Annotated in this window: 11 protein-coding genes; 4 read left to right on the forward strand and 7 right to left on the reverse strand. The window is 62.6% G+C overall.

Going from position 1 to position 11488, the window contains the following annotated elements:
* From AC0L16_RS18760 to katG, 5 genes are all read right to left on the reverse strand, one after another.
* The coding region (locus tag AC0L16_RS18760) for a transposase family protein (protein ID WP_473622461.1) at nt 1–302 on the reverse strand (302 nt) is incomplete at its 3' end.
* A 107-nt stretch (nt 303–409) separates the two neighbouring features.
* A complete protein-coding gene (locus AC0L16_RS18765) occupies nt 410–1072 on the reverse strand; it encodes a 5'-methylthioadenosine/S-adenosylhomocysteine nucleosidase (RefSeq protein ID WP_473622462.1) in 663 nt (220 codons plus the stop codon).
* Nucleotides 1073–1076: 4 nt separating this feature from the next.
* Nucleotides 1077–1535, reverse strand: coding sequence for a PaaI family thioesterase (locus tag AC0L16_RS18770; protein ID WP_023800372.1), 459 nt, complete (start codon nt 1533–1535; stop codon nt 1077–1079).
* Between the two features lie 96 nt (nt 1536–1631).
* Nucleotides 1632–2921, reverse strand: coding sequence for an RsmB/NOP family class I SAM-dependent RNA methyltransferase (locus AC0L16_RS18775; RefSeq protein ID WP_473622463.1), 1290 nt, complete (start codon nt 2919–2921; stop codon nt 1632–1634).
* Between the two features lie 378 nt (nt 2922–3299).
* A complete protein-coding gene (gene katG / locus AC0L16_RS18780) occupies nt 3300–5495 on the reverse strand; it encodes a catalase/peroxidase HPI (RefSeq protein ID WP_473622464.1) in 2196 nt (731 codons plus the stop codon).
* Nucleotides 5496–5656: 161 nt separating this feature from the next.
* Between katG and AC0L16_RS18785 the strand changes: the two genes are divergently transcribed.
* The 4 genes from AC0L16_RS18785 (at nt 5657) to AC0L16_RS18800 (ending at nt 10083) form a co-directional block, all read left to right on the forward strand.
* A complete protein-coding gene (locus tag AC0L16_RS18785) occupies nt 5657–6565 on the forward strand; it encodes a hydrogen peroxide-inducible genes activator (protein ID WP_473622465.1) in 909 nt (302 codons plus the stop codon).
* A 250-nt stretch (nt 6566–6815) separates the two neighbouring features.
* A complete protein-coding gene (locus tag AC0L16_RS18790; protein WP_473622467.1) occupies nt 6816–7946 on the forward strand; it encodes a TRAP transporter substrate-binding protein in 1131 nt (376 codons plus the stop codon).
* A gap of 71 nt (nt 7947–8017) precedes the next feature.
* Complete coding sequence (locus AC0L16_RS18795) at nt 8018–8665, forward strand: TRAP transporter small permease subunit (protein WP_473622468.1); 648 nt, start codon at nt 8018–8020, stop codon at nt 8663–8665.
* Nucleotides 8662–10083 carry a TRAP transporter large permease gene (locus AC0L16_RS18800; RefSeq protein WP_473622469.1) on the forward strand — a complete coding sequence of 474 codons (1422 nt, stop codon included), beginning with the start codon at nt 8662–8664 and terminating at the stop codon, nt 10081–10083. Before AC0L16_RS18795 ends, AC0L16_RS18800 begins: the two co-directional genes overlap by 4 nt.
* Nucleotides 10084–10530: 447 nt before the next feature.
* On the opposite strand, the gene AC0L16_RS18805 is transcribed toward AC0L16_RS18800, so the two are convergent.
* Together AC0L16_RS18805 and AC0L16_RS18810 are read right to left on the reverse strand one after the other, a co-directional pair.
* Nucleotides 10531–11004 (reverse strand): VOC family protein, encoded by a 474-nt coding sequence (locus tag AC0L16_RS18805; protein WP_473622471.1) that lies wholly within the window; start codon nt 11002–11004, stop codon nt 10531–10533.
* Between the two features lie 186 nt (nt 11005–11190).
* Nucleotides 11191–11373, reverse strand: a complete 183-nt coding sequence (locus AC0L16_RS18810) for a cysteine rich repeat-containing protein (RefSeq protein ID WP_473622472.1) — start codon at nt 11371–11373, stop codon at nt 11191–11193.
* Nucleotides 11374–11488: the final 115 nt, after the last annotated feature.

Consider the following 11488-nt stretch of genomic DNA (forward strand, 5'->3'; position numbering starts at 1 on the left):
GCAACGAAGGCAAGAAAGCAGGAGGCGAACAGGTCCGGTCCGATCCGGTTCATCACCACCCGCAGCCAATCGGCGCAGGGAATGCCGAAATGGTAGGGCTGCAGACGCCGCAGGAAGTCGAGATGCCGGCTCCCCCACAGAACGATGTCGTCATAGTCGTCGCAGGCCGCCATCGTGCCACAGACCACCAAAAGCAGCACCTCGCTGAGCGGATACATCACCTTGCACGGCTGGCAGGTATCCTTGATGGCCGAAAAATGCTCCAAAAGGCCCTTGCGGCGCGCGGCTACGTCTTGGCTCATGGCTTCCTCTCGAATCATGGAAGCCTCTTGAATCACGCTAACCTGCGACAGACCACAAATTACAACTCGCCGTTAACCTGAACTCGTTGCCCTGGAAGGCGTCTCTGTCACTCCGTTTCCGCGTCATGCGATGGTCCAAACTGCAGCGCACCGGAGCCGATCGCCTGTTCCAGCCGCGTCACCGCATCCGCCAGCTTCTCGTCGATGACATGGAGATACTCCTTCCAGTCGTCGACATGCCTGAGATCGGCAGCCCCGTCGGAAATACCGCGCAGGCCGACGAGCGGCACACCGAACAATTGGCAGGCTCGCAGGCAGGCGAAAGTCTCCATGTCGACCATGTCCTCGCCAATCGCATCATAGCCGGTGCCGGAAATGATCGCCGCGCCGGTCGACAGCGTCGCCTCGCTTATGCCGGGAACCCTGAACGGCAGCGGCACGGTTACCGGCAGGTCGAGAAACGGCGTCGCGCCCTTCTCGAAGCCCAGAGGCGAGGCGTCGATGTCGCGGTAGGCGACCGAAACGGCCTGGTAGATTTGCGCCTGTTCCAGCGTCCGGCTGCCAGCCGAGCCGAGCGACACGACGAGATCCGGCAGCACCTTTTCAGACTTGAGCCATGACAGTTCCGCGCCCAGCCTGACGCCGGCCTCGACCGGCCCGACGCCGGTCATGACAGGCGTGAACAGCCGCTGCAGATGCGGGCCGTACTCGGCCTGCGCCGCCATCACGAAGAGGACGTCCCTGCCGGCAATTCTGATGGCCTTGCGCATCGGATCAGCCTTCGATGCCATCGCGACCAACCACCGTCATCATGGTTCCGGTCATGGTGGCGATCAGCTTGGCCTCGCCGTCGACGGCGAAGGCATAGGCCTGGCCGTCGGCGACGATGATGGTGCGGCCGGGCTTGGTCACCGAGCCGCGGAACAGAAAACGCTCGCCCCGGCCCGGCGCCAGCAGATTGACCTTGAACTCGATGGTCAGCACACTGGAGCTTTCCGGCATCAGCGAGAACGCCGCATAGCCGCAGGCCGAGTCCAGCGCCGTCGAAATGACGCCGGCATGAAGAAAGCCATGCTGCTGGGTCAGCGCTGCCGAATAGGGCATCTCGATCTCGATAATGCCGGGCGTCACCAGCGTCAGTTCGGCGCCGATCGTCATCATGGCGTTCTGGCGCGCGAAGGACGTCCTGACACGATCCTCATAATTGGGGGCGGGTACGATCTCTGCTGCCATAGCTTGTCACGCTCCTGTCAGAAAGCTTATTGCAGAGGTATGAGCGGCAGGCAATCGCTATTGCTGCACTGCAGCAATCAGGCTCGCCGGCAAGGTTCAGCCATTTTTGCGCAGCGCACAGACATAAAACCCATCGGTACCGCTCAGCGCCGGCGACAGCGAAATGCCGCCCGAGGTGCCGATACGGGCGGCCGTCTCGTGGCCCGGAAAGCGGCTGTCCCAGAGTTGGCGATGATCGACCGGGACAAAGCCACCGTTGCGATCCAGGAAGGCAGCGACCTGCTCGCCATTCTCTTCGTCGAACACCGAGCAGGTGATGTAGACCAGCAGCCCGCCCGGTTTGACGAAGGTTTTGGCGACATCGAGGATCGCCGATTGCTCGCCCTTGCGCGCATCGAGCTGCTTCTGCGTCAGCCGCCATTTGGCATCGGGCCGGCGCCGCCAGGTGCCGCTGCCGGTGCACGGCGCGTCGACCACGACGATGTCCATGTGGCCCGCGAGGGTACTGAGTTCCGTCGGCTTGGTGACAATTTGCACGTTGCGGTTTTCCGAGCGGCGGATGCGGTCGAAGATCGGCGCCAGCCGCGCCTTTTCGGAATCATGGGCAAACACCTGGCCGCGATTGTCCATCGCCGCCGACAGGGCCAGCGTCTTGCCGCCGGCTCCGGCGCAAAAGTCGAGGACCTGCATCCCGGCCTCGGCGCCAGCCAGCGTGGCGGCGATCTGCGAGCCTTCGTCCTGAACCTCGAACCAGCCTTTCTGGAAGGCCGGTTCGGCCTGCACGTTCGGGTGCCTGCCGTCGCCCGCAATCGGCGGGATGCGGATGCCGTGCGGCGCAATTCGTGCAGCCCTGGCGCCGGTATCGGCCAGTTCGGCGAGCACCTTGTTGCGATCGGCCTTCAGCGTGTTGGCCCTGAGGTCGAGCGGCGGGCGGGTCGCCAGCGCCGCACCTTCATCGACCCAGCTGGCGCCGAAGGCCTGCTCGAAAAGCGGTTCGCACCAATCCGGAATATCGGCGCGCACCGCTGGCGGCGCATCGTCGAGCCGGCGGTCAGCGATGGCTTTCAGTTCATCGTCGTTCAACAGCGGCGGCGCAAACCTGTCACCGTCGACCGCTTCGTTCAACGACTGCGCCGTCTGGTTCCATTCAAGCAGCAGCGCGCCAAAACCGATGGCGCGCGGCGTATCTTCGCCCAACAGCCAGCCGGCCGAGCGCTTTCGCCGCAGCGCGTCGTAGACGATGTTGCCGATCGCGGCGCGATCGCCGCCGCCGGCGAAGCGGTGCGACAGGCCCCAATCCTTCAGCGCATCGGCGACCGGCCGGTGCCGCCGGCCGATATCCTCCAGCACTTCGATGGCCGCCGCCAGCCGTCCGCCCAGTCGCATCTTGTTATTCCGTTACTCAGCAAATCAATTCCGGGGTCCTGCTCTAAAGCGCGCGACTGGCGCAGACAAGCGGGGAGAGTCTTGGAGGCAGAGGGCAATCGCTTCAGATTTGCGCTGCCCCTCACCCTTACCCTCTCCCCGTGAACAACGGGGAGAGGGGGGGCCGCATGGTTGCCAAGACACGCATTTTCGAGAAGGACTGACGGCCGAAGGAAACCCCAATACAAAAAGGCACGGGGCCAAGCCCGCGCCTTTTGTTGCCAGAGCGCCTTGGCGCTAGAGTCCCATCCCGATGGAACCGGGATGGGACTCTGTCTTTTTATTGAGCATGATCTTTTCCGAAAACCGGATTCCACTTTTCGGGATCATCCTCCTGGATCAGGCGAGTTCGAAGCGATCGGCGTTCATTACCTTGTTCCACGCTGCCACGAAGTCGTTGGCAAATTTCTCCTGCGCGTCCGCGGTCGCATAGACTTCCGCCAGCGCGCGCAGCTGGGAATGCGAACCGAAGATGAGGTCGACGCGGGTGCCGCTCCACTTGAGCTCGCCTGTCGTCCGGTCGCGTCCTTCGAACAATTCCTTGCCCTCCGATGTCGCCTTCCACACCGTGCCCATGTCGAGCAGGTTGACGAAGAAGTCGTTGGTCAGCGTCTCGGGCCGCTTGGTGAAGACGCCGTGCGTTGACTGTTCGGCATTTGCGCCGAGCACGCGCAGGCCACCGACCAGGACTGTCATCTCCGGCGCCGTCAGTGTCAGCAATTGCGCCCGGTCGACCAGCGCCTCCTCTGGCGACAAACGCTGCGGGCCGCTGAGATAGTTGCGGAAACCGTCGGCGGTCGGTTCGAGCGGGGCGAAGGAGTCGACGTCGGTCTGCTCCTGCGAGGCATCCATGCGTCCCGGCGTGAACGGAACCTTCACGTCGTTGCCGGCGTCCTTCGCGGCCTTTTCGATTGCGGCGCCGCCGCCAATGACGATCAGGTCGGCAAGCGAGACTTTCTTGTCGCCCGACTGCGAAGCATTGAACTCCTTGCGGATCGCTTCGAGCTTCTCCAGCACCTTCGCCAGCTGAGCCGGCTGGTTGACGTCCCAGTCCTTCTGCGGCGCGAGGCGAATGCGCGCGCCGTTGGCGCCACCGCGCTTGTCGGAGCCACGGAAGGTCGAGGCCGACGCCCAGGCCGTCGAGACCAGCTGCGGCACCGAAAGGCCGGAGGCGAGGATCTTCGCCTTCAGGGCGGCCACGTCCAGCTTATCGACCAGCACATGGTCGACCGCCGGGATAGGATCCTGCCACGGCAGCTCTTCCTTGGGAACGAGCGGGCCGAGATAGCGCACGAGCGGGCCCATGTCGCGGTGGGTCAGTTTGTACCACGCGCGGGCGAAGGCATCGGCGAACTGGTCCGGATTCTGATGGAAGCGTCGCGAGATCTTTTCGTAGGCAGGATCGAACCGCAGAGCGAGATCGGTGGTCAGCATCGACGGCGCGTGACGCTTTGCCGGGTTGTGGGCATCCGGCACGGTGCCGGCGCCGGCGCCGCCCTTCGGCGTCCACTGGTGCGCGCCGGCCGGGCTCTTGGTCAGCTCCCATTCGAAGCCGAACAAATTGTCGAAGAAGTTGTTGCCCCATTTCGTCGGCGTCGTCGTCCACGTCACTTCCAGGCCGCTGCCGATCGCGTCACCGCCTTTGCCGGTGCCAAAAGTGCTCGCCCAGCCGAGGCCCTGCTCTTCGATGCCGGCGGCTTCCGGCTCCGCGCCCACCAGCGTCGCATCGCCGGCGCCGTGGGTCTTGCCGAAGGTGTGGCCGCCGGCGATGAGCGCGACGGTCTCCTCGTCGTTCATGGCCATGCGTACGAAGGTCTCGCGGATGTCGCGCGCCGCGGCGAGCGGATCCGGGTTGCCGTTCGGCCCTTCCGGATTGACGTAGATCAAGCCCATCTGCACTGCGGCGAGAGGGTTCTGGAGATCGCGTTCGCCACCGTAGCGCTCGTCGGCCAGCCATTTGCCTTCGGGGCCCCAGTAGATGTCCTGTTCGGGCTCCCAGACATCGGCGCGACCGCCGGCGAAACCGAAGGTCTTGAAGCCCATCGATTCCAGGGCGACGTTGCCGGTGAGAATCATCAGGTCGGCCCAGGAGATCTTGCGGCCGTATTTCTGCTTGATCGGCCACAGCAGCCGGCGAGCCTTGTCGAGGTTGACGTTGTCCGGCCAGCTGTTGAGCGGCGCGAAGCGCTGCTGGCCGGCTCCGGCGCCGCCGCGGCCGTCGCCGATGCGGTAGGTGCCGGCGCTGTGCCAGGCCATGCGGATGAACAGCGGCCCATAATGACCAAAGTCGGCCGGCCACCACTCCTGCGAGTCCGTCATCAGCGCATGCAGGTCCTTGATCACGGCGTTCAGGTCGAGCCTTTTGAACTCCTTGGCGTAATCGAATGCCTCGCCCATTGGATCGGATAGTGCGGATTGCTGGTGGAGTACCTGCACATTCAGCTGGTTCGGCCACCAGTCACGGTTGGCCCGGGCAATGGTTGTGTGCACGACCGGGCATTTTCCCGCGCTGGTGTCATCGGTCTTTGCGTCCATCGTTCTCTCCGACTTGTTGATTTCCGGGATTTGCTGATTTCCGGGATTTGTTGATTTTCCCAACGGGCCCTGAGCCACGCCATTCTGGAATGGTTCCAGACTAGGCCGCCTTGCCGATAAAAACAAATTGCCTTTCCTGTTTATTGCGATAGGTTTTGCTTATGATAGGTCTAACCGTCCGGCAGATGCAATATTTCGAGGCTCTGGCACAGACGCTGCATTTCGGCCGCGCCGCGAAGCTGGCTGGCGTCAGCCAGCCGGCACTGTCCTCGCAGATCGCCGAGATGGAGTTGCGGCTCAGCTGCCGGCTGTTCGAGCGCGGCGGCAAATCGGTGCGGATGACCGACGAGGCAATGGCCATGCTGCCGCGTATCGAGCGCATTCTTGCCGACATCCGCGAAATCGAGACCACGGCCCGGCGCGGCCGCCCCGCTATGGAGGGACGCTTCCGGCTCGGCATCATCCCGACGGTGGCGCCCTATCTGCTGCCGCATGTGCTGCCGGAGCTGAAACGGCATTTCCCGGCCTTGCAGCTCGAATTGCGTGAAGCGGTGACCGCCTCGCTGGTCGAGGACACCGCCCTGGGAAAGCTCGACGCCTTCATCGCTGCCCTTCCCCTCGATCAGCCCGGGCTGATCACCGAGCCGCTTTTCTGCGACCGGTTCTTCCTTGCCGTGCCGGCCGGCGATCCCGCCTTCGCCTCGCCGCCGGTGCCGCCGGAAAGCCCGGCATTGGAAAGGCTGATGCTGCTGGAGGAAGGCCATTGCCTACGCGAACAGGCGCTTGCCGTCTGCGGCAGCGTGCGGCCGGTGGCAATGGCGAGCTATGGCGCGACCAGCCTGACGACGCTGCTGCAGATGGTGGCGCATGGGCTCGGCGTCACGCTTATCCCGGAAATGGCGGCAGGTCCGGCCAGCGCCATGCGCGATTTGAAGATCGTGCCGTTCCAGGAGCCGATGCCGCAGCGCACGATCTGCCTCGCCTGGCGGCGCAACAAGGTCCGGCATGACGAATGCGTCGAACTGGCCAAGATCATCCGCGGGCTGGACGAGGCGGTGCTGGCGGCGTGAGGGTGGGGATGTCGGCCAGCGGGTCCGACCGCGCCTTGGCATGCCGCGCAGCAGTCCTACATTCGTTATGGAGGCCAGAATAAGGATAAGCCCCGACTACAAAAAATCGTCGAATGCGGAAACATATTGGCGCCTGTGCCAGACCGAGCGCCCGATGCCCGATGTCACCGGCAGCGAAACTGGTTGCGCAAGGGGCGAGTTCGCATATTCTGGTTGTGGCAGAAGCGTTTACAACAAATGGGAGGAGTAAATGTCCGACAAGAAGATCTCGCGCCGCGGGTTCCTGGAAAAGTCCACCGCCATCACCGCCGGTGCGGCTGCAGCGACGACTCTCTCGGCCCCGGCCGTACTGGCGCAGGCGCCGGTCACCATCAAGATGCAGACCTCCTGGCCTGCCTCGGACATCTGGATGGATTTCGCGCGGCAATACATAGAGCGTGTCGAAAAGATGTCAGGTGGCCGGCTGAAGTTCGAGCTCCTGCCCGCTGGTGCGGTCGTCGGCGCGTTCCAGGTACTGGATGGCGTCAATGACGGCGTCATCGACGCCGCACATACGGTCCCCGTCTACTGGTACGGCAAGCACAAGGCCGCGTCGCTTTTCGGCACTGGACCTGTGTTTGGCGGCAGCGCCACCACCATGCTCGCCTGGTTCCACCAGGGCGGCGGCAAGGATCTCTACCGCGAGCTGACGCAGGAGATCATGGGCCTCAACGTCGTCGGCTTCTATGGCTTCCCGATGCCGGCGCAGCCGTTCGGCTGGTTCAAGAATCCTATCACGGCAACGGCTGAACTGCAGGGATTCAAGTACCGGACGGTGGGTCTTGCCGCCGATCTCATGCAGAACCTTGGGCTCAGCGTGGCGCAACTGCCCGGCGGTGAAATCGTGCCGGCCATGGAACGCGGGGTCATCGACGCCTTCGAATTCAACAATCCGTCGTCCGACCTTCGTTTCGGATCGCAGGACGTCGCCAAGCACTACATCCTGTCGTCCTACCATCAGGCGAGCGAGTCGTTCGAATTCCTGTTCAACAAGGACGTGTTCGACGACCTCGACGACGATTTGAAGGCCATTCTCGAATATGGCGTCGAGGCGGCCAGCACCGCGAACACCGCGCTCGCCCTCGACAACTATTCGGCCGACCTGCAGAAGCTGCAGACCGAGCACGGTGTCACCGTGCACCGCACCTCGAAGGAGATTCTCGACGCACAACTCGAGGCCTGGGACAAGATCATCCCGACGCTGGAGGCGGATGCGTTCATGAAGCGGGTGCTCGACAGCCAGCGTCAATGGGTCGAACGCGTCGTCTACTACGAGCTGATGAATTCAGCCGACCTGACACTGGCATACGAACATCATTTCCCCGGCAAGCTGAAGCTCTAAATCGCGCCTCCGCTTTGGCAAATCCGGCGGTCTTGCGGGCCGCCGGGTTGCACCTGACGGGAATCCTGCACATGCTCCGTTACATTGCATTCGCCGATGAACTTTCGGCATGGTTTGGGAAGGTGTTCGCCTGGAGCGTCGTCGTCATGACGCTCGGCGTGAGCTATGAAGTTGTCGTGCGATACCTGTTCAGCGCGCCAACCGCGTGGGCATTCGACCTCAGCTACATGCTCTACGGCACCATGTTCATGATGGCCGGCGCCTACACCTTGTCGCGGGACGGCCATGTGCGCGGCGATTTCATCTACCGTCTGTGGAGGCCGCGCGTGCAGGCGGCGGTCGAACTTGTCCTCTACATCATCTTCTTCTTCCCAGGCGTCACGGCGCTGATTCTGGCCGGCTGGAAGTATGCCGCGCGCAGCTTCCGCTATCTCGAGGTAAGCTCGAACAGTCCGGCCGGGATTCCGATCTTCCAGTTCAAGGCCGTCATCGTGGCGGCAGGCATCCTGCTGTTCGTGCAGGGGATTGCTCAAGTGTTCCGCTGCGTCGTCTGTCTGCAAACCGGAACATGGCCGCGCGCGGCTGAAGACGTGGAAGAGACCGAGAAGGTGCTGATGGAAGCCAAGACGCTCGATGTTCTGCATCACGGTTCGGAAGCAGTCGACCTCCCATTCCTCCACCCCGACAATCAACCCGACCGCGACGGAGAAGACAGATGAGCGATCCTCAGGTCGCCGTCGCGATGCTGCTCATTCTGCTTCTGGCGATCTTCCTCGGCTTCCCGGTTGCGTTCACTTTGATGGCGCTCGGGGTCGCCTTTGGCTACTACGCCTATTTAAATCCGGGACGGATGTGGCGCGCCTACGAACGCGCGGTTGAGGATGGCGCTGACGGCTGGACGCTTGCGGAGCATTGGATCGGCGGCTTCTTCAACAACCGCATTTTCGATCTGTTCGTGAATCAGACCTATTCCGTGATCTCGAACGACGTGCTGACCGCCATCCCGCTGTTCCTGTTCATGGGCTACATCGTCGAGCGGGCCAACATCATCGAGCGCCTTTTCGGCACCCTCTATATCGCCACCCGGCACATTCCTGGCTCCATGGCGGTCGCCGCCCTCATCACCTGCACCCTTTTCGCTACCGCCACAGGCATTGTCGGCGCGGTCGTGACACTGATGGGCCTGCTGGCGTTTCCCGCCATGCTGAAGGCGCGTTACGACGTCAGCTATGCCTCGGGAGTGATCTGCGCCGGCGGAACCCTCGGCATCCTCATTCCGCCGTCGATTCTGCTCATCGTCTATGGCGCGACGGCGGGGGTGTCGGTGGTCCGCATGTATGCGGCAGCCCTGCTTCCAGGACTGCTGCTTGCCGGCCTCTATCTGATCTATGTGGTGGCGATGGCGGTGCTGCAGCCGCAGGTGGCGCCGAAGCCGACTCGAGACGAGGTGGGGCACTATTCGGTCCTGCAAATCAGCTGGATGCTGCTGACCTCCTTCGTCCCTCTGGCGGCCCTGATCCTCGCGGTGCTCGGCGCTATCCTGTTCGGCCTCGCCACGCCCTCGGAGGCTGCCGCCATCGGCGCGCTCGGCGGCGTCGTGCTGGCCGCCGCCTATCGGGCACTGACTTGGCAACGCCTGAAGGAGTCGGTCTATTTGACGGCGCGCACGACCGCCATGGTGTGCTGGCTGTTCGTCGGCTCCGCGACCTTCGCCTCGGTCTTTGCCTATCTGGGAGGCCAGCAACTGATCAGCGATTTCGTCACCGGCCTCGACATGTCGCCGCTGATGTTTCTGATCGTCGCCCAGATCATCATCTTCATCCTGGGCTGGCCGCTGGAATGGACGGAGATTATCGTGATCTTCGTTCCGATCTTCCTGCCGCTGTTGGCGCATTTCGAGATCGATCCGCTGTTTTTCGGCGTGCTCGTCGCGGTCAACCTTCAGACGGCCTTTCTGTCGCCGCCCATGGCGATGTCGGCCTACTACCTCAAGGGCATTTCGCCGCCGCATGTTCAGCTTTCGGATATTTTCCGCGGAATGATGCCTTACATGCTGATCGTCATCCTGTGCATGGTCATCATCTACATCTTCCCGCAGATCGTATACGGGCTGCCCAACCTGATCTACGGGGGCTGAGGACGGGGATGCCGCGGCGAATGGAGGACAACAGATGAATTTGAGCCGCTTGCTGGCCATATTGGCGTTTGCTGCCTTTCTGGCGTTTTTCGGCGTCGTAATCCGGTTCGTCCCGCATCCCGATCTAGGCGTTGCGGTCAGCATCGGCGTCCTCCTTGCGGGCTATGATCTATGGAGCCAGTTGAGGTCTCGCGCGAGATAACAGCCGGCTTGGGGCGGTCGTCGGAAGCTGCATGGCGCAGCGTCGAACAACCTCTGTGTGACAACGCCGAGAGTTCTGGAAGCTGAAGCGGGAACTCGAACCGCGGTGGTCGGCTTCCGCTTCTGGGCACCGGAATACACTTTGCTACCGTAGCCAAACGAGACGACAACTCGCCTGGACGGCCGCATTTGTGTAGCGAGTTGACACGCTCTGGCAGCAATTTGGCCGCAACACGCGATGGAGGGTTAACCGCGTCGCGCCGCCTCGATCGCGGCGACGTCGATTTTCACCATGGTCATCATGGCATCAAACGCGCGCTTTGCCTCGTCGCCGCCAGCCGCCATCGCGTCAGTCAGCACGCGCGGAATGATTTGCCAGGAAATCCCCCATCTGTCTTTGCACCAGCCGCACACGCTCTCCTGGCCGCCGTTGCCGACGATGGCATTCCAGTAGCGGTCGGTCTCCTCCTGATCGTCGGTGGCGATCTGGAACGAGAACGCTTCGTTGTGCTTGAACTCAGGGCCCCCGTTGAGGCCGATACAAGGAAGGCCCGCAACTGTGAATTCGACCGTCAACACGTCGCCTTCTTTGCCGGCCGGGTAGTCACTGGGTGCACGGTGCACGGCACCCACCACGCTGTCAGGAAAGATCTCGGAGTAGAAGCGGGCGGCGGCCTCTGCATCCTTATCGTACCAGAGGCAAATCGTATTCTTTGCCATTTTGCGGGTTCCTTTCGCTTTAAGGCCAGGCTTTCGGCCCATCCGCCCTCTTCCGAAATAGGTGGCCAACCGCTTTTCTCCACCCCGGAAGCGTCAGGGCCACGATCCGGCGCCCGCAGACCTCGCCCACCGGCGCTCCAGTCCGACACGTCATGTTCACCTGCGGCTCGGAAAGGCACAGTGGTGCTATCCAGGCGTGTTCGCCTTGACGACCTTTTGGCATTCGGGCTTCAGATCGCTCATGTGATCGGCCAGGCATTTGATGACGTGGCCGCCGCCCGGCAACACGCCCTTGCAGAACTTCTGGTAATCTGCCTGGCAGGCCTCATGCTCGGCCGCCGTCTGCGCCAGCGCCACGGTGGTTGCCATCTGAGTTGCCAAGAAAAGCACGCTCAACGCAATCCGCATGACAAACTCCCCTCAAACATGTATATTAGATCACTTTTATATAATGCGATATACATCGGGAAGTATATAGAGGGGG

The sequence above is a fragment of the Mesorhizobium sp. WSM4848 genome (assembly GCF_055811375.1).

Coding starts and splice junctions, on each gene's coding strand:
- AC0L16_RS18765 (WP_473622462.1), bottom strand. CDS start 1,072: ATGCGCAAGGCCATCAGAATTGCCGGCAGGGACGTCCTCTTCGTGATG.
- AC0L16_RS18770 (WP_023800372.1), bottom strand. CDS start 1,535: ATGGCAGCAGAGATCGTACCCGCCCCCAATTATGAGGATCGTGTCAGG.
- AC0L16_RS18775 (WP_473622463.1), bottom strand. CDS start 2,921: ATGCGACTGGGCGGACGGCTGGCGGCGGCCATCGAAGTGCTGGAGGAT.
- katG (WP_473622464.1), bottom strand. CDS start 5,495: ATGGACGCAAAGACCGATGACACCAGCGCGGGAAAATGCCCGGTCGTG.
- AC0L16_RS18785 (WP_473622465.1), top strand. CDS start 5,657: ATGATAGGTCTAACCGTCCGGCAGATGCAATATTTCGAGGCTCTGGCA.
- AC0L16_RS18790 (WP_473622467.1), top strand. CDS start 6,816: ATGTCCGACAAGAAGATCTCGCGCCGCGGGTTCCTGGAAAAGTCCACC.
- AC0L16_RS18795 (WP_473622468.1), top strand. CDS start 8,018: ATGCTCCGTTACATTGCATTCGCCGATGAACTTTCGGCATGGTTTGGG.
- AC0L16_RS18800 (WP_473622469.1), top strand. CDS start 8,662: ATGAGCGATCCTCAGGTCGCCGTCGCGATGCTGCTCATTCTGCTTCTG.
- AC0L16_RS18805 (WP_473622471.1), bottom strand. CDS start 11,004: ATGGCAAAGAATACGATTTGCCTCTGGTACGATAAGGATGCAGAGGCC.
- AC0L16_RS18810 (WP_473622472.1), bottom strand. CDS start 11,373: ATGGCAACCACCGTGGCGCTGGCGCAGACGGCGGCCGAGCATGAGGCC.